Source organism: Micromonospora sp. ALFpr18c, from assembly GCF_008868155.1.
GTDB lineage: Bacteria > Actinomycetota > Actinomycetes > Mycobacteriales > Micromonosporaceae > Micromonospora.
On the sequence record NZ_WBKR01000091.1, the window covers coordinates 1 to 23,352 of the forward strand.

Genomic DNA, 23,352 nt, shown 5'->3' on the forward strand with positions numbered 1-23,352 from the left:
GAGCTGGGGGGTTGGGACGGGGCCGATGTACTCGTCGCGTTGCGCGCCCGTCGGGGTCCAGCCGCCGCGCTCGTAGAAGGCGCGGGCGTGGGCGTTGTCCCGCAGCACCCACAGCACCGCGCGGCACCAACCCTGGGCGCGCATCGCATCCAGGGCGTCCACCATCAGCGCGCGGCCGGTGCCCCGGCCCTGCTCGCGCGGGTCCAGGTGGAGCGCGTTGAGTAGCCCGGTCGCCGGGCCACCCTCGTCGTCCGGGCCCAGGTAGCTGAACCCGACCAGGGCCCCGGCGCGCTCCGCCACGGTCATCCGGTGGACGTCCCGTTCCCAGCGCCACCGCTCGGTCCAGAACCACCCCATCGCCTCTTCCGTCGGCTCGGCCAGCGCCTCGGGCGGCAGGAACGAGGAGTACGCGGCGACCCGGGAACGTTGGTGCAACGCACCCACCCCCATCAGGTCGTCACCGGTCGCGGGGCGGAGCGTGACGGTCACTCGGCCGAGGCTACCCGGCGGGGCGGAACCTGCACCGTGGTCAGATCCTCGGCGATGATCAGGTCACCGTCGAAGTGGGCGCGCGCCTCGTCGTGGAACCGGCGCGGGTCGGGGTACCGCTGGGAGAAATGGGTGAGCACCAGCCGTCGTACCCCGGACTCGGTCGCCACCCGGGCGGCCTGCGCCGCGGTCAGGTGGCCGACCTCGGCGGCCAACGCGGCCTCCGACTCCAGGAACGTCGACTCGATGACCAGCAGGTCGGCGTGCTCGGCGAGGGCGTACACCCCGTCGCAGAGGCCGGTGTCCATCACGAAGGCGAACCGCTGCCCCGGCCGGGGCACGCTCACCTCGGCCCGGGTGACCCGGCGTCCGTCGAGGTCGAGGTGCCCCACGCGGATCAGCTCGCCGACGGCCGGCCCGGCAATGCCGTACGCGGCCAGCCTCTCCGGCAGCATCCGGTGCCCGTCCGGCTCGACGAGCCGGTACCCGTACGTCTCGATGGGGTGCCGTAGCCGGCGTGCCTCCAGGAGGCCGCAGCCCAGCGCGATGCGCTGCCCGTCGGTCTCGATCGGGGTCACCGCCAGCTCGGCGGTCTCGTAGAACGAGGTGGCGTGCCGCAGCCGGGCGAAGTACTCGGCGCCACCGGCCGGGAAGTGCACGGCAACCGGATGCGCCACCCGGTCCAGGGAGAGTCGCTGGATGGTGCCGGGCAGGCCCAGGCAGTGGTCGCCGTGGAAGTGGGTGACGCAGATCCGGGTCAGGTCGGTGGCCGTGACCGTGGTGTGCAGGAACTGGCGCTGGGCGCCCTCACCCGGGTCGAAGAGGATCACCTCGTCGTCCCAGCGCAGCACGTACCCGTTGTGGTTGCGCTGCCGGGTCGGCGCCTGGCTGGCCGTCCCCAGCACCACCAGTTCGCGCATCGACATCGCCGGTCCTCCGGATATGAAGCGACCCCCGGGGCGCTCCGCGCTGTCGCGCGGGCCGGCTGGACTGGGCCGGCACCCCGGGGGTCGGGTGGCTGTCTGGAATTCGCCGCACCGCTGCCACACGGTCCCGACGATGGTGCTGGTGCCCGCCTGTCGGCGGACCGATCACTGTCGAGGACAGCGGCTAGCGGACAGCCACCTCACGAGTCCGATTGCTATACAAGTCTGGACCACCTCCTTTCGCGTGTACGGCCACGTTATCGAGTCCTCGCGGGGCTCGGCAACGGATTTCGATCACAGGGCCGAACGGGAATGCCCGGCCACCTGTCGGTGGCGGCCCTCGAGGTCGTGCGGCAGCCGGGCGTTGCGTCGCGCTGGAGGTCGGCTGTAGCGCCAGCTGCGACGATCACCCCGCCCATGCCAGCTCGTGGGTCGGCGCCGTGCTCCCGGCATCGAGGCATGGCGTCAGCGCGTGGGGAATTCCGCCAGCACTCATCCGGTGTCACCGTCGCGCGCGTCGCCCGATAGCGGGTACGGCGGTCGGCAGGAGTTCGACGCGAACATGTCGCGTCTGTCCAGCCCTGGGTTCCGGCAAACGCCGACACCCCCCGCCTCCGGGGACCAGTCATCGACACAGGCTCCCCGCGTGGGTGGAACCGACCCCGGTGCGGCCCCCAAGGCGGTAACCCGGAGGAGCGCCTGACCGGAAACGGTGGCGGGATGATTCTCGCCAGGATGGCACAACCGGAAAGCTGGCAGTCGAGCCTGCCGCAGGCTCCCGACGAGGTGTGAAGCGCGGGGGATCGTGGTTGGCGTCCCGGGGTCGGGCGTGTACGTCGCTGAGACGTAGCAGGCTCCGCCCCCCCGGCCCGCCGCCGGCTAGCCGCCGACGCGCGCCACGCCGACCGGGCAGCTCAGGCCGTTCGGACCGTGGTTGCAGTACCCGTTCGGGTTCTTCGTGGGTGCCAGGTACTGCTGGTGGTAGTCCTCGGCGAAGTAGTAGCTGCCGAGCGGGGCGATCTCGGTGGTGATCTCACCCTTGCCGGCCCGCGTCACGATCGGCTGGAACGCGTCCCGGGACGACTCCGCAATGGTCCGCTGCTCGTCGGTGGTCGTGTAGATCGCCGAGCGGTACTGGGTGCCCACGTCGTTGCCCTGGCGCATGCCCTGGGTGGGGTCGTGGTTCTCCCAGAAGACCTTCAGCAGGTCCTCATAGTTGATCTTGCTGGGGTCGTACACCACCTGGACGACCTCGGCGTGCCCGGTGCGGCCGGAACACGTCTCCTCGTACGTCGGGTTCTTGGTGATGCCACCGGCGTAGCCGGCGGAGGTGGTGTAGACGCCGGGCAGCGTCCAGAACAGCCGCTCGGCGCCCCAGAAACAGCCCATGCCGAAGACGGCGACCTGCAGGCCCTCCGGGAACGGGCCCTTGAGCGGGGTGCCCAGGACCTCGTGCCGGTCGGCGACCGGCATGGCGATCGGGCGGCCGGGCAGAGCCTGGTCGGGCGCGACCATCTCGGCGTTCATACGGCGCAGGAACACGGTGGGACTCCTCTCATACCTCTCCCAGCGTGTAACACCGGTGGGCCTTCCTTCCTTACCCGCGCCAGTGTGACTCAGGCCCCTGCCGGGAGGGCGGCGGCCACCCGGTCGGCGTGGGCGCGGGCCTCGGCGTCGTCGGCATAACGGGTACGCGGCCAGAAGAAGCCGCGCAGCCCGTCGCCCCTGGTCCGCGGTACCACGTGGGTGTGCAGGTGCGGCACCGATTGGGACACCGTGTTGTTCATCGCGACGAACGTCCCGCCGGCCCCCAGACCGGTCTGGACCGCCACGGCCATCCGCCGAACCAGCGCGAAGTAGCCCGGCAGCAGGTCGGCCGGCAGTTCGGCCAGGGTGACCAGGTGGACCCGGGGGACCACCAGCACGTGCCCCTTGAACACCGGCCGGGTGTCCAGGAAAGCCACCCCGTCCGGCTCGTCGGCGACCCGGAACGCCGGCACCGTACCCGCCACGATTTCGCAGAACACGCACCCGCTCATCGGTCCAGGCTATGCCGCCTGCCCGGCTCCGCCCCGGCCCGCCGAGCGGGGCACTAGCCTCACCAGAATGAGTCACGGCTTCGAGACGCTCGCTATCCACGCCGGTCAGGACCCTGAGGCCCGCACCGGCGCGGTGATTCCACCGATCTATCAGACCAGCACGTACGCCCAGGACGCCGTCGGCGCGCCCCGGCTCGGCTACGAGTACAGCCGCTCCGGCAACCCGACCCGCGACGCCCTGCAGGAGTGCCTGGCGGCGCTGGAGGGTGGCCCGGTCGGGCTCGCCTTCGCCAGCGGCCTGGCGGCCGAGGACGCCCTGCTGCGGGCCGTCTGCCAGCCGGGCGACCACGTGATCATCCCGGACGACGCGTACGGCGGCACCTACCGGCTCTTCGCCCGGGTCGCCCGGCGCTGGGGCCTGGAGTTCACCCCGGCCAAGGTCTCCGACCCGGCCGCGATCCGGGCCGCCGTGCAGCCCGGCCGTACGAAGATCGTCTGGGTGGAGACGCCGACCAACCCGTTGCTCGGCATCGCCGACATCGCCGCCCTGGCCGGTGTCGCGCACGACGCGGGCGCGCTGCTGGTGGTCGACAACACCTTCGCCTCGCCGTACCTCCAGCAGCCGATCGCGTACGGCGCGGACGTGGTCGTGCACTCCACCACCAAGTACATCGGCGGGCACTCCGACGTGGTCGGCGGCGCACTCGTCGTCGCCGACGCCGCGCTCGGCGAGGAGCTGCGCTACCACCAGAACGCGATGGGCGCGATCAACGGCCCGTTCGACGCCTGGCTCACCCTGCGCGGCATCAAGACCCTCGGGGTACGGATGGACCGGCACTGCGACAACGCCGAGCGGCTCGCCGGCTACCTCGACGGGCACGCCAAGGTGGCCGAGGTGATCTACCCGGGGCTGCCCTCGCACCCCGGTCACGAGGTGGCCGCCAAGCAGATGCGCCGCTTCGGCGGCATGATCTCGTTCCGGGCGTCCGGCGGCGAGGACCACGCCGTGGAGATCTGCAACCGCACGAAGCTCTTCGTGCTCGCCGAATCGCTCGGCGGAGTGGAATCCCTGATCGAGCACCCCGGCCGGATGACACACGCAAGTGCTGCCGGCTCGCCGCTTGAAGTTCCCGGCGATCTCGTGCGACTGTCTGTCGGCATCGAGACGGTCGACGACCTGCTCGCCGATCTGGAGCAGGCACTGGGCTGACCGCTGGGGAGGATGGCCGTGCAGGACATCATGGCGACCTGGGTCGGGGCGACCGCCAAGCAGATCGCCCGGGGGGTGCGCCGGGGCGACGTCTCGGCCACTCAGGTCGTCGCCGACCACCTCGAGTACATCGCTGCCGCCGACCGCGAACTGGCCGCGTTCCGCGCCGTTCGCGGCGGCGAGGCGATCACCGAGGCGGAGAAGGTCGACGAGCAGGAGGACCTGGCCAACCTGCCCCTCGCCGGGGTGCCGGTGGCGGTGAAGGAGAACACTCCGGTCGCCGGCCTGCCCACCTGGAACGGGTCGGCCGCAGTCCGTACCGACGTCGCGGAGGCCGACCACGAGGTGGTCCGCCGGCTACGCGGCGCCGGCGCGGTGATCCTGGGCGTGACCCGGATGCCCGAGCTGGGCCTGTGGGCACTCACCGACGACGACAGCGCGGTGACCCGCAATCCGTGGGACAGCTCGCGTACCCCTGGCGGTTCCTCCGGCGGCGCGGCCGCCGCGGTGGCCGCCGGGCTGGTGCCGATCGCGCACGGCAACGACGGTCTCGGTTCGATCCGGATCCCCGCCGCCTGCTGCGGGCTGGTCGGGCTGAAGCCGGGTCGGGGCGTGGTCCCCTGCCAGCTCGGCGCGGACGACTGGTTCGGTCTCACCGAGCACGGCATGCTGACCAGCACGGTCGCCGACGCCGCGGTCGGCTTCTCGGTGCTCGCCGGGCGGCGGCAGGAGAAGCTGGTCCCCCCGCAGCGACTGCGCGTGGGTGTCTCGCTGCGGTCGCCGGTGCGTGGCGTCGCACCGGACGGGCCCAACCGCGACGCGGTCGCCGCTGCCGGCCGGCTGCTCGCCGCCGCCGGGCACGACACCGTACCGGCCGATCCGGTCTACCCCACCGCGCTCGGCCTGCAGGGCATCGCCACCTGGTTCGCCGCCGCCGCTGCCGATGTGCGGGCCTCCGGTCTGGACCGGCGCGGCCTGCAACGGCGCAGCCGTCGACACGTCGCGTTGGGCGAGTGGGCGCAGCGTCGCGGGTACGTCCGGGAGGCCGACCGGGCCGCCTGGCGGCAGCGGTCCACCGACTTCTTCACCGACCACTCGGTCGACCTGCTGCTCACCCCGGCGCTGGCCACCGCTCCGCCGGAGGCCGCGCGGTGGTCAGACCGGCCGTGGCGGGCGAACATGACGGCCAGCATCCGCTACGCCCCGTACGCGGCGCCGTGGAACATCGCCGGCCTGCCGGCGATCGTCGTGCCGGTGGGTCGCCGCCCGGACGGCCTGCCGGTGGCCGTGCAGTTGGTCGGCCCGCCCGGCTCGGAGCTGCTGCTGCTCGGCGTGGCGGGTCAGTTCGAGATGGCCGCTCCGTGGGCGCGTCACGCCCCCGGCTATCCCCGGGTCGGAACGGGGTCGCCGGCCGCTGCATGATCGTCTACGGTGTGCGCGCATCGTCGCGCTGACCGGGGGACACCAATGCGCTGCCAGAGCTGCGGGGACGCCACGTCCCCCGAAAACAATGACTGCCCGCGCTGCCACACGCCGCTCGGCCAGCCCGCCGTCACTCCCGGCCTACCGACCTACCGGGTTCGCGGGATAGGGCTCGCGGCGTCCCTCGCGGTCGGCGTGACCGCCGTGTTCTACCTGGTGGTGGCGCTCTCGCCGCTGGTCGGGATGGTCCTGGCCCGGCAGGCCCGGGCCGACGACGACCGGGACCTGCTGCTCGGCGCGTTGATCGTCCAAGGGGTGCTCGCCATCCCGATGGCGGTGGCGTACGTCACGGCCGGCGTCCTGGTCATCATCTGGACCTGGCGGGCGCGCAAGAACACCGACGCGTTCCCGGGCGCGCTGCCGACGCTGGGGGCCGGCTGGGCGATCGCCGGCTGGCTGGTGCCGTTCGCGAACCTCGCGGTGCCGGCCCGGGTGGTGGCCAACGTGGCGCGGGACAGCCTGTGGCGGCGGTTCACCCCGGGCCCGGTGTCGCCGCCGGGGCCGCCGGAGGCGGGTGGCACGATCGGGGCATGACGGAACTGGTCGGCCTCGACGACGTGCGGGCTGCGCGGAAACTGCTCGACGGCGTCATCCGGACCACCCCGCTGGAGCCCTCCCGGCCGTTGAGCGCGGCGCTGGGCGGGCCGACCTGGCTCAAGTGCGAGAACGTCCAGCGCGCCGGCTCGTACAAGGTGCGCGGCGCGTACGTGCGGATCTCCCGGTTGTCGGCCCAGGAGCGGGAACGCGGCGTCGTCGCGGCGAGCGCCGGTAACCACGCCCAGGGCGTGGCTCTCGCGGCCGGCCTGGTCGGCACGCACGCGACGGTCTTCATGCCGGTCAACGCGCCGCTGCCGAAGGTCGCCGCCACCAAGAGGTACGGCGCGCAGGTCGAGTTGGCCGGCAACACCGTCGACGAGGCGCTGGTCGCCGCTCAGACGTACGCCGAGCGCACCGGAGCGGTGCTGATCCACCCGTTCGACCACCCGGACGTGATCGCCGGGCAGGGCACGGTGGCGCTGGAGATCCTCGAACAGTGCCCGGACGTGCGGACCATCATCACCGGGGTGGGTGGCGGCGGACTGATCTCAGGCATGGCGGTGGCGGCCAAGGCGCTGCGTCCGGACATCCGGATCATCGGGGTGCAGGCGGCCGGTGCGGCGGCCTTCCCGCCCTCCCTGGCGGCCGGGGAGCCGGTCCGGCTGCCCGCCTTCGCCACCATCGCGGACGGCATCGCGGTCGGCCGTCCCGGGGTGATCACCTTCAACCACGTCCGCAAGCTGGTCGACGAGGTCGTCACGGTCTCCGAGGAGGACATCTCCCGGGCGCTGCTGATGTTGTTGGAGCGGGGCAAGCAGGTGGTCGAGCCGGCCGGCGCGGTCGGCGTGGCCGCGCTGCTGGCCGGTGTGGTGCAGGTGGAGACACCGGTGGTCGCCGTGCTGTCCGGCGGCAACATCGACCCGCTGCTGATGATGCGTGTGATCGAGCACGGTCTGGCGGCGGCGGGACGCTACCTGCGGGTGACGGTGCGCTGCTCGGACCGACCGGGACAGTTGGCCTCGCTGCTCAGCCAGATCGCCGAGCACCGGGCGAACGTGGTCGACGTGGAGCACCAGCGGGCCAACCCGCACCTGAGCCTCGGCGAGGTGGAGGTGGCGCTGTCGGTGGAGACCCGGGGTGTGGAGCACTCGGACACGCTCATCAGCGCACTGCGGGCCAGCGGCTACCAGGTGGTGTTCGCCGCCGAGGCGTGACACCAACGGGTGCCACGCCTCGGATGCGCGTCTGATCGTGCGGTGGAGCCGGCGACGACTAGCCGGAGAACGGCTCGAAGCTGACCACGGTCACCTTGATGTCGGCGCCGCTGGGCGCCGTGTAGGTGCAGGTCTGCCCGGCCCGGCCGCCCAGGATCGCCTTGCCGAGCGCGGACTCGGGGCTGTAGACGGTCAGGTCGGTGGTGGCCGCGATCTCTCGGGAGCCCAGCAGGAACGTCTCGGTGTCGTCGGTGTCGTCGTCGAAGTAGATCGTCACGACCATGCCGGGCGACACCGCGTCCGCCGTCGGCGCCTCGCCGACCTTGGCGGTACGCAGCAGCTCCTGGAGGTAGCGGATGCGACCCTCGGCCTTGCCCTGCTCCTCGCGGGCGGCGTGGTAGCCGCCGTTCTCCCGCAGGTCGCCCTCCTCGCGCCGGGCGTTGATCTCGGCTGCGATCGCCGGGCGGTTGGCGATGTGCTCGTCGAGCTCGGCCTGGAGGCGGTCGTACGCGTCCTGGGACAGCCAGGTGGCGGGCGCCTCGTTGCCAGTGGACACAGGCGGTCTCCTCAGTTGTGCGTGGCTGGCTGACAGGTGAATTACCAAGTTACCAGTGCAGTACGACACAGCGTGTCGGCCATCACCACCGGTGTCCGTACCGAGCGCCGGAGGTAGTCGGCCCCAGACACCCGCTGAGGGAGATGTTTTCTCAGCTCAGGCGGGGGGTCGGCAGCGCAGTACCTCGCCGATGAACGGCCGCGCGGTGGTGGCGAGGCGGTGCCGGGTGGTGACGTGCCGATCGCCGGCGGCCGCGGTCACCGTGATCTCCTCGCGGGCCACCTCGACCCCGGCGCGGTCCCGGGCGCGCAGCACGCACACCGCCGATCCGCCCGGCGGCACGGTCACCCGGAAGTCGACCAGCACCTGGCTGTCCGTGATGTCGGTGGACGTGATCACCTGGGCGTCGTACGCCGGATCGCCGTACTGCCGGTAGAGCCGGAACGAGATCAGCGTCAGCGCGGTCACCAGCACCAGAAGCACCAGGCCGGCCAGCAGCGTACGACGGGTCTTTCCGCCGGGTGCCCGGCGGCGGCCGTAGCGTCCGGCGGGAAAAACCGGCGCGCCCGGTGAAATTGTGGCGTGCGTCTCGGTCACCGGCGGGTATCTCCTGGCGTTGTTGTCGGCGGCATCGGCAAGAATGACAGAGTCCATCTTCCCAGCCCGGCGCAGCCGCAGGAATGGCAGGTCGGGCCCCGCGCGGTGCTACCGGTGGCGGGGTGCGGAGGATCCCCGGCAGGTCACGCCGGTTGAGTCCGGTCGGATCCACCGTCCGGCACAGACGAGGAGCGCCGAAGTTGGCAGAGCAACTGCGTCTCATGGCCGTCCACGCGCACCCGGACGACGAGTCGAGCAAGGGTGCGGCGACCACGGCAAAGTACGTCGCCGAGGGGGTGGACGTCCTGGTGGTGACGTGCACCGGCGGTGAGCGCGGCAGCGTGCTCAACCCCAAGCTCGACCGGCCCGACGTGTGGGCCAACATCGCCGACATCCGGCGCGCCGAGATGGACGCCGCGCGGGCGATCCTCGGCGTCGAGCAGGCCTGGCTCGGCTTCGTCGACTCCGGGCTGCCCGAGGGCGACCCGCTGCCGCCACTGCCGGAGGGCTGCTTCGCCCTCCAGGACGTCGAGGTGGCCGCCGGTCCGCTGGTGCGGCTGATGCGCGAGTTCCGTCCGCACGTGGTGACCACGTACGACGAGGAGGGTGGCTACCCGCACCCCGACCACATCATGTGTCACAAGGTGAGCGTGGCCGCGTTCGAGGCCGCCGGCGACCCGGAGCGGTACCCGGAGCTGGGTGCCCCGTGGCAGCCGTTGAAGCTCTACTACGACATCGGCTTCTCCAAGGCCAAGATCATGGCTTTGCACGAGGGCATGCTCGCCGCCGGCAAGGAGTCGCCGTACGAGGAGTGGCTCACGCGCTGGGAGGACCGCCCGGACAAGGGCCCCCGGATCACCACGCGGGTCGAGTGCGCCGAGTACTTCCCGGTCCGCGACGACGCGTTGCGTGCCCACGCCACCCAGGTCGACCCGGACGGGTTCTGGTTCCACGTCCCGATGGAGCTGCAACAGCGTGCCTGGCCGACCGAGGACTACGAGCTGGCCCGATCGATGGTGGACAGCCCGATGCCCGAGTCCGACCTTTTCGCCGGTGTGCGGGAGACGGTGCACGCGCGCTGATTCCCGGCGGCGCTACCCTGATAACCAACCGCACATCGGAGGAACGCCATGCTGACCGCTGCCCAGGTGCTCGCGGAGAACAACTTCGGGGACACCCGCACGGGCGGGCTGGCCGGCCCGATGGGCCTCTTCCTCATCCTGCTGCTGGCCACCGCGACCATCCTGCTGATCCGCAACATGAACGCCCGGCTGCGTCGGTTGCCTGACCGGTTCCCCCCGCAGGGGCGGCCGGCCGACCCGACCAGGGTCGATTCGGCAGTCGCTGATCCGACAGACGGGACCGCGGGCGGCGATTCATCCACGCCCGCTCCCAACGGGCACCAGCAGCAGCGGAACGGGTAGTCCCCGCATGATTCACGCCGAACCGGGTGGTCGCCCCCTGTTGCGACCACCCGGTTTGGCTTAGCCTTCCGCCGGGGGGACCAAAAGTCCCCGAGCCATGCGCGGGAGGGGGCGCCGATGACAGTCACAGCACCGGCCGCCCGTCGTACCGTCGCCCGGTCGGCTGACGGGGAAGGTCGATGACCTCCGGCCCGGCCGGCGACCCGTTCGACCGGCTCGGGGTGCGGGGTACGCCGGCACGGCTGCTCGTCCTCACCGCCGCGCTGACGCTGACCGCCCTCGCCGCCGCCACCGTGGGGTTGACCCTCCCGGCCAGCCTGCCGCCCGACGACCCGCTCGGCGGTCCGGCCCGCTTCGGCATCGTCGTCGCCGTCATCGCCATCGCCCAGCTCGCCCGGCTGCGGTTCCGTTCGCCCGCCGGCATGGTCAGCATCACCTGGGGCGAGGCGGCGTTGATCGTCTGCCTCTACCTCGCGCCCGCCGGCTGGCTGCCATCGGCCACCCTGCTCGGCGCAGGGCTGTCCTGGACGGTGCTGTCGCTGCACAACGACCGTCGTCCCGCGCTGGAGATCGTCCGGATCGCGGCGTCGCTGGCCGCCGCCACGGCGCTGGCGGTGTCCGTGGCCACCGCGCTGGGGCAGCCGCTGCTCGCCGCGCCCACCCCGATGCTGGCGCTGGCCGTGATCGCCGGGTCGGTGACCTACCTGCTGGTGACCGCCTGGCTCGGTGGCGTGACGGTGGGTCTGCGGCACGGTCTGCCGATCGGTCCGCCCCTGCTGGCGGCGCTGCGCGGCAAACTGCTGATGTTCGTCGGCAACCTGGCGGTCGGCCTGGTGGTGGTCGCGCTGTTGGAGCTGGACCCGCGCTGGTTGTTGCTCCTTCCGCCGCTGCTCTGGCTGCTTCAGCAGACCTACCGTTACCGTCTGCGCGCCGACCAGGAACGCCGGACGTGGCGGGCCTTCGCCGAGGCCACCGCGGCCCTCAACCAGCTCGACGAGCGGGGCGCGGCCAGCGCGGCGGTGACCGGCGCGCTGGCGCTGTTCAACGCAGAGCTGGTGGATGTCGACGTGGCGCGGGCCGACGGCCGCTGGCGCCGCTACCGGGGTGATGCGGGCGGCCAACTGGTCGACCGGGAGGTGGGCCCACCGGACCTGTCGGAGCCGGACGAGCACGAGCTGGTCCGCGCCCTCTCCGTCGGCGCCGCGCCGGTCGGTCGGCTGCGGGTCCGGTTCCCCCGCTCCGCCCCGCCCAGCAACCGGGAACGCGACGCCGTGGCCGCGTTCGGTGACGCGCTCGCCGCGGCGCTGCACGACGCCGCGACCCACCGTGAGCTTCGGCTCGTCACCGCGCGGTCGTCGTACGAGGCGGTGCACGACCCGCTCACCGGGCTGGCCAACCGGGCGGCCATGCTCGGCAAGGGCGACCAGTCGTTGCGTCAGCTCGCGCACGACCATCCGGTGGCGCTGCTGCTGCTGGACATCAACCAGTTCAAGGAAGTGAACGACACCCTCGGGCACGCCGCCGGCGATCAGCTGCTGCGGCTGACCGCGAACCGGCTCAGCGCGATGGCCCGCCCCGGCGACCTGCTCGGCCGGCTCGGTGGCGACGAGTTCGCGTTGCTGCTCACCTCCGCCCCGGTGCTCGGCGACCGGGCCGCCCCGCTGGCGCACGCGCTGCGGCAGGCCCGGGAGATCGCCGAACGGCTGGCGGCCCCGACCGAGGTGGCCGGGGTGCGGATGTCGATCGAGGTGTCCGTCGGCGTGGTGGTGGCCGACGCCGGCACCGCCGACCTGACCGAGCTGCTGCGCCGGGCCGACATCGCGATGTACCAGGCCAAGGAGGGCGGCGGCAACGTCGCCGCGTACGACGGCAGCCGGGACGCGGCCAGCACCGACCAGCTCGCCCTCCTCGCCGAGCTGCGCGAGGCGCTGAAGGTCGACGACCAGCTGGTGTTGGCGTTGCAGCCGGCGGTCGACCTGGCCACCGGCGCGCCCACCGGGGTGGAGGCGCTGATTCGCTGGCGGCACCCCCGGCGCGGCTGGCTGAGCCCGGCCGACTTCATCCGCCCGGTGGAGAACAGCGAGCAGCTCGGCACCTTCACCCGGTACGTGCTGGACAAGGCGCTCGGTGTGGCCGCCGAATGGGCACGGGAGGGGCTGGACGTCCCGATCTCGGTCAACCTGTCGGCACGTAGCCTGCTCGACCCCCGGCTGCCGGCGGAGATCGCCGACGCGTTGCGCCGCCACCAGGTGCCGCCGCGCCGACTCGTCCTGGAGATCACCGAGACGGTGGTGATGAGCGAGCTGGAGATCATCGACGAGGTGTTGGCCACCCTCCGGTCGATGGGTGTGCAGCTCGCCGTGGACGACTTCGGCACCGGCTTCTCGTCGCTGACCTTCCTCACCCGGATCGCGGTGGACGAGTTGAAGGTCGACCGCTCGTTCGTGATCCGGATGGCCGACTCGCCGGAGGCGGCGGCGATCGTACGGACCACCGTGGGCCTCGCTCACGAGCTGGGGTTGCGGGTGGTCGCCGAGGGGGTGGAGACCGCCGAGCAGCGGATGGCGCTGGCCGAGCTGGGCTGCACCTCCGCGCAGGGTTACCACTTCTTCAAGCCGATGCCGGCGGACAAGATCGGCGCGGTGCTGGGGTCGCTGCGCGACTCGGCCGAGTCGAACGTCTTCCGGCTGCGCGCCGACGGCGCGTCCTGACCGCCCCCGCTGATCGGTTTCGGACGGCGGCGGCCCGCCTGGTGAGGCCCTAGAGTCGATCGAGCAGCGCGGATGTATCGGTCTGCGTTGTCCTCCTCTCGAAGGGACACCATGCGACTCTCCGGGAAACGACCTCTGCTCGCCGTGGGGCTCGCGCTGGCCGTCGCGGCGTTCGGCACGCTGGCCGTCGCCGCACCCGCACAGGCCAAGGCGCCGCAGTCCGCCTCGCTGACGGTCACCGGCGATCCGGACGACCCGATCACCGAGGGCGGCAGCTTGTCGTTCGCCACGGCCTCCGGGGACGGCTTCAACGTCTGGGGCACGCCGAACCACCTCACCGTCCAGGTCTTCGACCCACCCGCCGGCCCCTGGACGATCGAGCTGAGCGCGCCGGTCGGCCAGCCGCTGACCGTGGGCACCTACACCGGCGCCACCGAATACCTCTACGAGAGCCCGCTGCCCGGCATCGCCCTGACCGGCGACGACCGGATCTGTCCGTTCGGGCAGACCGGATCGTTCACCGTCACCGACATCTCCTGGGGTCCACACGACTACCTGGAGCGGTTCGACGCCACGTTCGAGCAGCGCTGCAACTACTCGACGGGCTCGGCCCGGGGCGAGGTGCACGTCGCCTTCCCGCCCGCGCCGCCGGTGCTCGCCGTCGACGTGGAGGTGGCCACGTCGGGCACGATCGACCCGGGGACCGACGAGGTGACGGTGCACGGCACGGTGACCTGCACGGCGCCGGCCACCGTGTACGTGGAGGGTGGCCTGACCCAGACGTGGCACGGCAGGCGCGCCGAGGGTCTGGTCCGGGCGGAGGTGGCCTGCACGCCGGGCACCCCGATCGCCTGGACGTCGAGTTCGCCCTCGTTCAGCGAGACCCCGTTCCGTAAGGGCGACGTCGAGGTGACCGCCAACGCCACCTCCTACGACACCACGTACGACGTCTTCGTGGCTGACACGGACACCGCCCGGGTCAAGGTGCGGCGCGGCTGATCCGCGACCGGCCCGGGCCCACGCGGCCCGGGCCGGGTGACCGCCGGGCGGGACCCGGCGGCGCTGGTTATGGTCGTCGGGTGAACCGACTCGTCGACGCCACCAGTCCGTACCTGCTCCAGCACGCCGACAACCCGGTCGACTGGTGGCCCTGGTGCGACGAGGCGTTCGCCGAGGCGAAACGGCGCGATGTCCCGGTGATCATTTCGGTGGGCTACGCCGCCTGCCACTGGTGTCACGTGATGGCACACGAGTCGTTCGAGAACGAGCAGGTCGCCGCCTTCATGAACGACGGCTTCGTGTCGATCAAGGTGGACCGCGAGGAGCGCCCGGACGTGGACGCGGTCTACATGACCGCCACGCAGGCGATGACCGGCCAGGGCGGCTGGCCGATGACGGTCTTCGCCGCCCCCGACGGCACCCCGTTCTTCTGCGGCACCTACTTCCCCCGCGCCAACTTCGTCCGGCTGCTCCAGTCGGTCACCACCGCCTGGACCGACCAGCGCGAGGAGGTGCTGCGCCAGGGCGCCGCCGTGGTCGAGGCGATCGGCGGCGCGCAGGCCGTGGGCGGCCCCACCGCGCCGCTGGACGCCACGCTGCTCGACGCCGCGGCGGCCGGGCTGGCCGGCGAGTACGACGCGACGAACGGCGGCTTCGGGGGCGCACCGAAGTTCCCGCCGCACATGAACCTGCTCTTCCTGCTGCGCCACCACCAGCGCACGGCCGACCCGCGCAGCCTGGAGATCGTCCGACACACCGCCGAGGCGATGGCCCGGGGCGGCATCTACGACCAGCTCGCCGGCGGCTTCGCCCGGTACTCGGTGGACGCGCACTGGACGGTGCCGCACTTCGAGAAGATGCTCTACGACAACGCGCTGCTGCTGCGCGTCTACACGCAGCTGTGGCGGCTCACCGGCGACCCGCTGGCCCGCCGGATCGCCCGGGACACCGCCCGGTTCCTGGCCGACGAGCTGCACCGGCCGGGCGAGGGCTTCGCGTCGGCGCTGGACGCCGACACCGAGGGCGTCGAGGGTCTCACCTACGCCTGGACGCCCGCCCAGCTCGTCGAGGCGCTGGGCGAGGACGACGGCCGCTTCGCCGCCGACCTGTTCACCGTGACCGAGGCGGGCACCTTCGAACACGGCATGAGCGTGCTGCGGCTCGCCCGGGACGTCGACGACGTCGCACCCGAGATTCGGGCCCGCTGGCAGCAGGTGGTGGGGCAGCTGCTCGCGGCCCGCGACACCCGCCCCCAGCCGGCTCGCGACGACAAGGTGGTGGCCGCCTGGAACGGCCTGGCGATCACCGCCATCGCCGAGTTCCTCCAGGTCGCCGGGCTGTACGCGTCGCGGCAGGACGAGGACGCCAACCTGATGGAGGGCGTCACCATCGTCGCCGACGGCGCGATGCGTGACGCGGCCGAGCACCTGGCGACCGCGCACCTGGTGGACGGCCGGCTGCGCCGCGTCTCCCGGGACGGCAAGGTCGGCGAGCCGGCCGGCGTACTGGACGACTACGGCTGCGTGGCCGAGGCATTCTGCGCGCTGCACCAGCTCACCGGCGAGGGCCGCTGGCTCACCCTGGCCGGTCAGCTGCTGGACGCCGCGCTGGCCCACTTCGCCGCCTCCGGCGGCGCGTACTACGACACGGCCGATGACGCGGAGCGGCTGATCACCCGGCCGGCCGACCCGACCGACAACGCCACCCCGTCCGGTCGGTCGGCGTTGGTGGCCGGTCTGGTCGCGTACGCGGCCCTGACCGGGGAGACCCGCTACCGGGAGGCGGCCGAGGCGGCGCTGGCCACGGTGGCACCGATCGTCGCGCGGCACGCCCGGTTCACCGGGTATGCCGCCATGTCCGGCGAGGCGCTGCTCTCCGGGCCGTACGAGATCGCCGTGGTGACCGACGACCCGGCCGGCGACCCTCTGGTGGCCGCGGCCCGGCGGCACGCCCCGCCCGGCGCGGTGGTGGTCGCCGGCCTGCCGGACCAGCCCGGCGTGCCGCTGCTCGCCGACCGGCCACTGGTCGACGGGCGGTCCGCCGCGTACGTCTGCCGGGGCTTCGTCTGCCAGCGACCGGTCACCTCGGTCGAGGACCTGGTCGCCGAGCTGCGTGCGGCCCGCTGACGGTCGGCTAGTCGTCGTGACAGCCGATCTGGTCGCCGATCTCGTTCGGGATGCCGAACGGGCTGCATTCGAGGGCGCTGCCCTCGCCGATCTTCTTCCAGCTGCCGGCGGCGTACTCGAAAACGATCACGCCGTCGCCCTGCTGCCCCGGGTCGACAGCGATCACTCCGGCCGTCGCCCACCGGCGTGCGCACGTGATGTGCTCCGGGTCGATCCGGTGGGTGCTGCCCAGCCCCGATGCCGTCTGTAGGGTCGCGGCGCTCACCGGGCAGGCGGCCTCGGTGCTGGGCGACGTGGCGGGTGCCGCGCCGGGGGTCGGCGTCGCGCCGCTGGATGGCGTCGCACCGGAGGGCGTGGCGCTCGGTGCGGACGACGTGGCACCGGAGCCGGCCACGGGATCGGGCGACGCGGTGGTGCAGGCCGTCAGCCCTGCCAGGACGGTCAGCGGCGCGAGGACGCGTAGGACTGCCAGATTCATCGTTCCCCCATGGTCCAGCGTGAATCGTCGATGCCCGTTACACGCCCGGCGGAGCACCCGGGTTGCGGCCGGACGTTCGGACCGTAAGTCACGACCAGCACCACGCTCCGCGCAGCCCGACATACGCCCGGTGGTCACCGGCGGGCCCACCCGGGCGGTGCTCCGGCATCGCCCGGATGGGTCGCCGGCCCTCCGGGGTGGCCACGTCGAAGGCCCGGATAGGCTGGCCGCGCTATGGATTCCCGTACCGGTCTACCCGTTGTCGGCATGGTGGGTGGCGGCCAGTTGGCCCGGATGACCCATCAGGCCGCGATCGCCCTCGGCCAGTCACTGCGCGTGCTCGCGGCGGCCCCCGACGACGGCGCTGCGCTGGTCGCCGCCGACGTCCAGTACGGCGATCACACCGACCTCGCCGCGCTGCGCACCTTCGCGAAAAGCTGCGACGTGGTCACCTTCGACCACGAGCACGTGCCCAACGAGCACATCCGCACGCTCGCGGCGGAGGGCGTGACCCTGTACCCGCCGGCGGACGCGCTGCTGCACGCCCAGGACAAGCAGGTCATGCGGGAACGCCTGACCGAGCTGGGCGCACCGAACCCCGCGTGGCGGCCCGTCGGCGAGCCGGGCGAGCTGGTCGACTTCGGCACGCAGGTCGGCTGGCCGGTGGTGCTCAAGGCGGCCCGGGGCGGCTACGACGGTCGGGGCGTCTGGATGGTCGACGACGCCGCCCAGGCCACCGAGCTGGCGAGCACGCTGCTCGCCGGTGGCACCCGGCTGATCGTCGAGGAGCGGGTGCCGCTGCGCCGCGAGTTGGCCGTGCAGGTGGCCCGCTCGCCGTTCGGTCAGGTGGCCGCGTACCCGGTGGTCGAGACGGTCCAGCGCGACGGCATCAACGTCGAGGTGCTCGCCCCGGCGCCCGGCCTGGACGAGGAACTGGCGCTCTCCGCCCAGCAGCTCGCGATCGACCTGGCCACCGCGCTCGGCGTGGTCGGCCTGCTCGCCGTGGAGCTGTTCGAGGTGCGCGACGCGGCCGGCCGTCCGGCGATCGTGGTCAACGAGCTGGCGATGCGCCCGCACAACTCCGGGCACTGGACCATCGAGGGTGCCCGGACGTCCCAGTTCGAGCAGCACCTGCGGGCGGTGCTCGACTACCCGATGGGCGACACGGCGCTGACCGCGCCGGTGGTCGTGATGGCGAACGTGCTCGGTGGCGAGCCGGGCGGAATGTCGATCGACGAGCGGCTGCACCACCTCTTCGCCGCCGAACCGGGCGCGAAGGTGCACCTCTACGGCAAGCAGGTGCGCCCCGGCCGCAAGGTCGGCCACGTCACGGTGCTCGGCGACGACCTGGACGACGTACGGGCGCGGGCGGCGCGGGCCGTGCGCTGGCTGCGCGAGGGGCACGAGTGACCCCCACGGCCGCGAATCGAGGAGAGTCGACGTGAGCACGGTCGGGCTGATCATGGGCAGCGACTCGGACTGGCCGACCATGCGGGCGGCGGCCGAGGTGCTGGACGACTTCGGAGTGTCGTACGAGGTCCGGGTGATCTCGGCGCACCGGACTCCGGTGGCGATGATCGAGTACGGCCGTGACGCCGCGGACCGGGGCCTGAAGGTGATCATCGCCGGTGCGGGCGGGGCCGCCGCCCTGCCGGGCATGGTCGCCTCGGTGACCCCGCTGCCGGTGATCGGTGTGCCGGTGCCGCTGAAGCACCTCGACGGCATGGACTCGCTGCTGTCCATCGTGCAGATGCCGGCCGGCGTTCCGGTGGCCACGGTGTCGATCGGCAATGCCCGCAACGCCGGCCTGCTGGCCGTACGGATCCTCGGCGCCACCGACGAGGGCCTGCGTGCCCGGATGGCGACCTACCAGCAGGACCTGGAAGAGCTGGTGGCGCAGAAGGAAGCAGCCCTCCAGGCCACGCTCCGCTGATCCCTGCCGCGCCCCCGCGATCTTGCACTTTGGGTCGTCGTTACGCGGCATTCGCACCTTTTGCCGCGACAGAAAGTGCAAGATCGCCGGGGGCTGCGGCTCTATCTCATGCCGCGGAGGGCGGTTTGTAGGCGTTCCTGGGCTCGGCGGCGGCGTTCGTTGCTGGCGCCGAGCACCAGCAACAGGATGCCCACCGGGATCAGCGCCAGCCACGGGCCGAGACTGAACAGGGCGTGGATGGCGGCGATCGCGGTGACCGACGCACCGACGATCACCGGCGCCTGTTGACGGCTCGACGAACCGAAGATCAGCACGGCGACCGCGCCGAGCAGCAGGAGCATCTGCCGCAGCGTGCTGGTCTCGGTGGCCAGCACGATCGCCAGCGTCGGCACGAATGCGGCGACCAGCGCCGGCCCGTACGCCACCCAACTGCTCAGGTCCGGACGGTGGCGTAGCTCCAGTACGCCGACCAGCAGGGCCAGGGCGGCGAACGGCAGCGTGTACGCCTCGGGCAGCGCCACGTCGGCGACCCGCATCAGGATCCACCAGGCGGTGATCTCGCACGCCACCACCGACCAGAACAGGATCCGTCGTTCCACCGGCCGGCGGCCGGGCCGGGTGGCCGCCACCCCGAGGACCGCGCCCCACGCGGCCAGCAGGGCGGCGATGTGCCGGGGCGAGTCGAAGGCGAGAGCCAGCGCGATGAGCGCGGCCGCGTACCCGCTCCACTGCACGGTGGAGGCTTCGCGCTGCGCCTCGGGTCGGCGCAGGCGGGGCAGGGTCGCGGCGAACACCTGCAGGGCGGCGCCGACGGCGAGCACCCCGAACGCGGACCAGACCGCCGCCAGGCCGACGACGAGGCCGGCGGTGAGGACGAAGAGCTGTGCCATCAGCGAGGTGAACAGCCAGCCGAGGATGCGGGCCCGCTGGGTGGTGCCGAAGAGCGCCGCCACCACGCCCACGCCGACAGCGCCGCCGAGGGTGAACAGGGTGAGTTCCCGGGTGGCGAGGCTGCCGGCCAGGCCCGCGCCTCCGGCGGCCAACCCGATGACGAACACCAGCACCCGGGCGAGCCGCAGGGAGCGGGCCGGTTCGACAAGTGGTGGTGGCGGGGTCAGCGCGAGGCCGAGCATCGCGATGGTGAAGACGGAGAGCGCGGCGAGTGTGCTGGCCGGCCAGCCACTGCCCAGCGCGATGGGCGCGATCAGCAGGGTGACGGCCGCACCGGGCAGCACCACCGGCACGGCCCGGGACCGTCGTCCGCCGCTGAACCCGGTGGCGGCCAGCGCCGCGGTCGCGGTGAGCAGCAGCGCGGTCAGCACGTGGGTGGGATCGACCACGTCCGGCGGTGGGGTACGCAGCTCCGGCGGTGGCCCCTGCCAGATCCGGGTCAACGTCCGGTGCGGCTCGACCAGGGCGGCGATCAGGGCGGGCGCGATCGAGACGAGCGCCAGGACGGTCGGCAGGGCAGCGGCGGCCAGGGCGCCGGCGGACGGGCTGACCCGCCACCGCCGGTTCTCCGGGTCGTCGGGCAACCGGCGCAGTGCCCCGTTGAACAGCACCGTCCACCGGCGGACCGGTTGGGCCGAGCCGGTCGGCGGCACGGTCGCGGCCCGGATCAACTCGGCGAGTACACCGAGCAGGGCGGCGGCGGCCGCGTAGACGCCCGCGGCGAGACCGGTGGGGATCGCCGCGAGCGCGCTGATGGTGGCGCCGCCGACCACGGCCACGCTGACCCAGGGCAGATACTGCGGTACGTGTCGCCGGACGGCGGCAACGGCGGCCAGGCCGAGGCTGGTGGCGGCCAGCGCGGCGGTGAGCACCACCTGCGCGGAATGGTGGAACTCGGCGGACAGCGCCGCCACGGCGCCGGGGAGGGCCAGCAGCGCGGCACCGGTCGCCGCGCCGCCGATCTGCACCAGGTGCGGCGGCATCCCCTCGGTCTCGATGTCGGCCACCTGCGGCCCGGCCAGGACGCGGGCCAGCGTGGCCACCACCACGCCGATCAGCGCGATGCTGCCCAGCGCCAGCGCGGTCGTCCACGGCCGGACCAGGCCGGCGCCGGCCGCGTGCAGCGCCACGACCCCGGCGACGGTGGCCCGGGACAGCGCGGCCCGGGCCTCCTCGGTGGCCACCGAGGCCATCCCGAAGACGGTGGCGACCATCCCGCCGACCAGGACCGGCGACCACCAGGGCAGGTCGAACGCGGCCGGTGCGCCGATCGTGGCGAGCACCACGGCCACGCCGGAGACGTCCCAGCGCCAGGGTGGCGGGAGCAGAATGCCGGCGGCGACGGCCAGCAGCGCCAGCGCGACCGGGGCCTGCCAGGTGGCGCCGCCGGTCGGCGCGGCCGGCCAGCCGCTCAGATCGCCATCCCAGATCGGGCCGGGGGTCGCCAGCACGCCCACCCCGCCGCGCAGCGCCGTCCATCCGGCGAGCACACCGATGAGTACGCCGCCGACGGCGATGCCGAGGATCGGCCCGCGCCGCCAGTCCTCGGGCATGGCGCGGGCGCCCACGGCGACCACGAGGACGAGGCCGGCGGCCACCGCCAACTGCCCGCCCGGGGTGAGTACCGCCGCGATGCGTACCAGCGTCGCGATCAGGGCGGTGGTCACCGCCGCCGCGGCCAGGTCGGAGCCGTCCAGGGTGAGGTCGGATCGGCGGCCGGCGTCGATCGACGGTGCGAGGAAGAGCAGCACGGCGGCGACCAGCAGTAACGCGCCCACCCACGCGTCGGCGACGGTCGCGCCGGGTGCGCCGAAGGCGGCGGCGGTGACGACCAGTGCGCCGAGCCCGGTGCCGACCGACAGTGGCGCGGGGATGCGCCGCTGGGAGACCTGCACGACGGCGGCGTACCCGAGGGTCACGCAGACGGCCAGGAAGCTCGCCGCGAGCACCGGGACGGTCACCTCGCGGAGGCTGGCCGGCGTGGGGGTGGGGTCGACCGGCATGGTGGAGGCCACGAACGCGGCCACCGCGCCGGGCAGCGCGAAGGCGGCACCACCGGCAGCCCACGCGGTGACCGTGTCGGCGGCCTCGGAGGCGAGTCGGACACGGGAGGCCAGCGCGACCAGTGCGCCGGCCACGAAGAGGGTGAGCAGGACGGCGGCGGTGAGTGTCGGCCGCGCGAGGCTGGCGCCCGCCCCGAACAGGCCCACCACGGCGGCACCGACGCCGTGCGCCAAAGCGGCCCGGCCGGTACGCGCGGAGAGGCCGATCACCCCGATGCCGATCGCGGTGACGACCATCGGCCAAGGCGCGACCGCCCAACCGAGACCGAACGAGGCCGGTACGGCGAGCGCGGTCAGCGCAGCGCCGGCGACCGCGAACTCGCGGCGGATCTCCGGTGGCAGGGCCAGCACGGCGGCGATGGTGAGCAGGAACGCGGCGGCGGCGAGCTGCCAGGTGGTGGGGCCGACCGCGGCGGCCAGCTCGGACGGGTACCGCTCCAGGTCGGCGGCCCAGGCGGGAAGTGCCGCCCGGACCGGCGCCACCCCGGCGCGCAGCGCGCCTCCGGCGACCACCAGCCCGCTGACGGTGAGCGCCACCGCCGAGGCGATCTGTGGGCCGCGCCGGGCGGCCTCGGGGACCGCGCGCACGGCCAGCCCGGTGACCGTGATGACCGCCGCGATCAGCAGCAGCGACCGGCCGGGCAGTGCCACCGAGACGATCCGGCCGAGCGCGCCGATGACCGCCAGGGTGAGGATGCCGGCCGCGACGTCGGGCAGCGGCGGGCGCCGCAGCACCAGCGCGCCGGCCAGGCCGACCACGGCGGCCAGCAGGAGTGCCGCCCCGGCCCCGGCAGCCGTCGGCACGGTCTGCGCCCGGAGCAGGGCGGTGACCGCGTACGCGAGGGCGACCGCGATCGCCGCCGCGTGCAGCAGCCAGATCAGCTCGCGCAGCCCCGGCACCGGGCTGGTCGGGCGGGGGTCGGCGGACCCGGTGTCGACGTCGACGACCTCGCCGGCTTCCTCCGGGTCACCCTCCGGGCGGCTCTCGTTGCCGCGTTGGCGGGGCGTCGACGGCGGGACCGGATCCGGCAGGTCCGGCCCGACGGGCCGCTCGACCGCCACCCCGGAGCGGGTCAGCCACAGGTCGAAGAGGGCCACCAGGGTCAGCACCAGGGCCCAGCCGGCCGGCCCGGTGACCCGGTCGTAGGCCAGCAGGGGCAGCACCGGCTGCGCGGCGAGCACGGTGGCGAACCGGGGTACGCGCAGGCCCGTCCAGCGCGCGTACCCGAAGGCGACGGCCGCGGTGACCGCGAAGATCACACCGGCGAAGACCGCGCCGGTGACGCCGACCCGGTCCACCGCCCAGAGCGCGTTCCCGGCCAACGGCACCAGCAGCAGGCCGACCGCGGAGATCGTCTCGGCGGTCGAGGTGAGGCCGCGCCGGGCCAGTGCCGGTGGGGCGAGCAGCATCAGCGCGGTGGCGAGGAGCAGGATGCCGAGCCGGGCCAGCGCGTCCATCGAGCTGGTCGCCACCGCCGCGAAGACCACCGCGGCCACGCCGAGCAGCAACGCGCCCAGCCCGAGCGGGATGTTCTGCACCTCCCGCGACGACGCCTCCGGTGGATGCTCCGGGTCGTCGGCGTCCAGCCAGGACGGCCGGGGCGGGGGCGGCGGCGG

General features: G+C 73.3%; 19 protein-coding genes. 11 read left to right on the forward strand and 8 right to left on the reverse strand.

What is annotated here, in order from left to right; genetic code table 11:
* From F8271_RS17460 to F8271_RS17475, 4 genes are all read right to left on the reverse strand, one after another.
* On the reverse strand, window positions 1-489 hold a 489-nt coding region (locus tag F8271_RS17460), incomplete at its 3' end, for a GNAT family N-acetyltransferase (protein ID WP_151490830.1).
* Window positions 486-1,415: a ribonuclease Z gene (locus F8271_RS17465; RefSeq protein WP_151490831.1), complete on the reverse strand. Its 930-nt coding sequence runs from the start codon at window positions 1,413-1,415 to the stop codon at window positions 486-488. The genes F8271_RS17465 and F8271_RS17460, both read right to left, overlap by 4 nt.
* Window positions 1,416-2,294: 879 nt before the next feature.
* Complete coding sequence (msrA, locus tag F8271_RS17470; RefSeq protein WP_151490832.1) at window positions 2,295-2,957, reverse strand: peptide-methionine (S)-S-oxide reductase MsrA; 663 nt, start codon at window positions 2,955-2,957, stop codon at window positions 2,295-2,297.
* Window positions 2,958-3,031: 74 nt separating this feature from the next.
* Complete coding sequence (locus tag F8271_RS17475) at window positions 3,032-3,454, reverse strand: HIT family protein (RefSeq protein ID WP_151490833.1); 423 nt, start codon at window positions 3,452-3,454, stop codon at window positions 3,032-3,034.
* Between the two features lie 67 nt (window positions 3,455-3,521).
* Here F8271_RS17475 and F8271_RS17480 point away from each other — a divergent pair, with 67 nt between their 5' ends.
* From F8271_RS17480 to ilvA, 4 genes are all read left to right on the forward strand, one after another.
* Complete coding sequence (locus tag F8271_RS17480; protein WP_151490834.1) at window positions 3,522-4,664, forward strand: cystathionine gamma-synthase; 1,143 nt, start codon at window positions 3,522-3,524, stop codon at window positions 4,662-4,664.
* 12 nt (window positions 4,665-4,676) lie between these two features.
* Window positions 4,677-6,086, forward strand: coding sequence for an amidase (locus F8271_RS17485; RefSeq protein WP_151490835.1), 1,410 nt, complete (start codon window positions 4,677-4,679; stop codon window positions 6,084-6,086).
* A gap of 195 nt (window positions 6,087-6,281) precedes the next feature.
* Window positions 6,282-6,680: a DUF4328 domain-containing protein gene (locus F8271_RS17490; RefSeq protein WP_225854596.1), complete on the forward strand. Its 399-nt coding sequence runs from the start codon at window positions 6,282-6,284 to the stop codon at window positions 6,678-6,680.
* Window positions 6,677-7,897: a threonine ammonia-lyase gene (gene ilvA, locus F8271_RS17495; RefSeq protein ID WP_151490836.1), complete on the forward strand. Its 1,221-nt coding sequence runs from the start codon at window positions 6,677-6,679 to the stop codon at window positions 7,895-7,897. Before F8271_RS17490 ends, ilvA begins: the two co-directional genes overlap by 4 nt.
* A gap of 58 nt (window positions 7,898-7,955) precedes the next feature.
* Here the strand turns inward: ilvA and greA are convergent, their stop codons facing one another.
* Both greA and F8271_RS17505 read right to left on the reverse strand, forming a co-directional pair.
* Window positions 7,956-8,453: a transcription elongation factor GreA gene (gene greA, locus F8271_RS17500; RefSeq protein WP_151490837.1), complete on the reverse strand. Its 498-nt coding sequence runs from the start codon at window positions 8,451-8,453 to the stop codon at window positions 7,956-7,958.
* 156 nt (window positions 8,454-8,609) lie between these two features.
* Complete coding sequence (locus F8271_RS17505; protein ID WP_151490847.1) at window positions 8,610-9,050, reverse strand: DUF4307 domain-containing protein; 441 nt, start codon at window positions 9,048-9,050, stop codon at window positions 8,610-8,612.
* A 200-nt stretch (window positions 9,051-9,250) separates the two neighbouring features.
* Between F8271_RS17505 and mca the strand changes: the two genes are divergently transcribed.
* The 5 genes from mca (at window position 9,251) to F8271_RS17530 (ending at window position 16,310) form a co-directional block, all read left to right on the forward strand.
* Window positions 9,251-10,132, forward strand: a complete 882-nt coding sequence (gene mca / locus F8271_RS17510) for a mycothiol conjugate amidase Mca (protein ID WP_151490838.1) — start codon at window positions 9,251-9,253, stop codon at window positions 10,130-10,132.
* A 48-nt stretch (window positions 10,133-10,180) separates the two neighbouring features.
* The gene (locus F8271_RS17515; protein WP_151490839.1) at window positions 10,181-10,474 is read left to right on the forward strand and encodes a hypothetical protein; all 294 of its coding nucleotides are present in this window, start codon (window positions 10,181-10,183) and stop codon (window positions 10,472-10,474) included.
* 179 nt (window positions 10,475-10,653) lie between these two features.
* Complete coding sequence (locus F8271_RS17520) at window positions 10,654-13,185, forward strand: bifunctional diguanylate cyclase/phosphodiesterase (protein ID WP_151490840.1); 2,532 nt, start codon at window positions 10,654-10,656, stop codon at window positions 13,183-13,185.
* Between the two features lie 111 nt (window positions 13,186-13,296).
* Window positions 13,297-14,184 carry a hypothetical protein gene (locus F8271_RS17525; protein ID WP_151490841.1) on the forward strand — a complete coding sequence of 296 codons (888 nt, stop codon included), beginning with the start codon at window positions 13,297-13,299 and terminating at the stop codon, window positions 14,182-14,184.
* A gap of 80 nt (window positions 14,185-14,264) precedes the next feature.
* Window positions 14,265-16,310 carry a thioredoxin domain-containing protein gene (locus F8271_RS17530; RefSeq protein ID WP_151490842.1) on the forward strand — a complete coding sequence of 682 codons (2,046 nt, stop codon included), beginning with the start codon at window positions 14,265-14,267 and terminating at the stop codon, window positions 16,308-16,310.
* A gap of 7 nt (window positions 16,311-16,317) precedes the next feature.
* Here F8271_RS17530 and F8271_RS32440 read toward each other — a convergent pair whose 3' ends face one another.
* Window positions 16,318-16,788, reverse strand: a complete 471-nt coding sequence (locus F8271_RS32440; protein ID WP_192580336.1) for a hypothetical protein — start codon at window positions 16,786-16,788, stop codon at window positions 16,318-16,320.
* Between the two features lie 234 nt (window positions 16,789-17,022).
* Between F8271_RS32440 and F8271_RS17540 the strand changes: the two genes are divergently transcribed.
* Together F8271_RS17540 and purE are read left to right on the forward strand one after the other, a co-directional pair.
* Window positions 17,023-18,198 carry a 5-(carboxyamino)imidazole ribonucleotide synthase gene (locus F8271_RS17540; protein ID WP_151490844.1) on the forward strand — a complete coding sequence of 392 codons (1,176 nt, stop codon included), beginning with the start codon at window positions 17,023-17,025 and terminating at the stop codon, window positions 18,196-18,198.
* A 31-nt stretch (window positions 18,199-18,229) separates the two neighbouring features.
* On the forward strand, window positions 18,230-18,721 hold the full coding sequence (purE, locus tag F8271_RS17545) for a 5-(carboxyamino)imidazole ribonucleotide mutase (protein ID WP_151490845.1): 492 nt from the start codon (window positions 18,230-18,232) through the stop codon (window positions 18,719-18,721).
* Between the two features lie 101 nt (window positions 18,722-18,822).
* On the opposite strand, the gene F8271_RS17550 is transcribed toward purE, so the two are convergent.
* Window positions 18,823-23,352: SCO7613 C-terminal domain-containing membrane protein (locus F8271_RS17550; RefSeq protein ID WP_151490846.1), on the reverse strand; the 4,530-nt coding region annotated here is incomplete at its 5' end.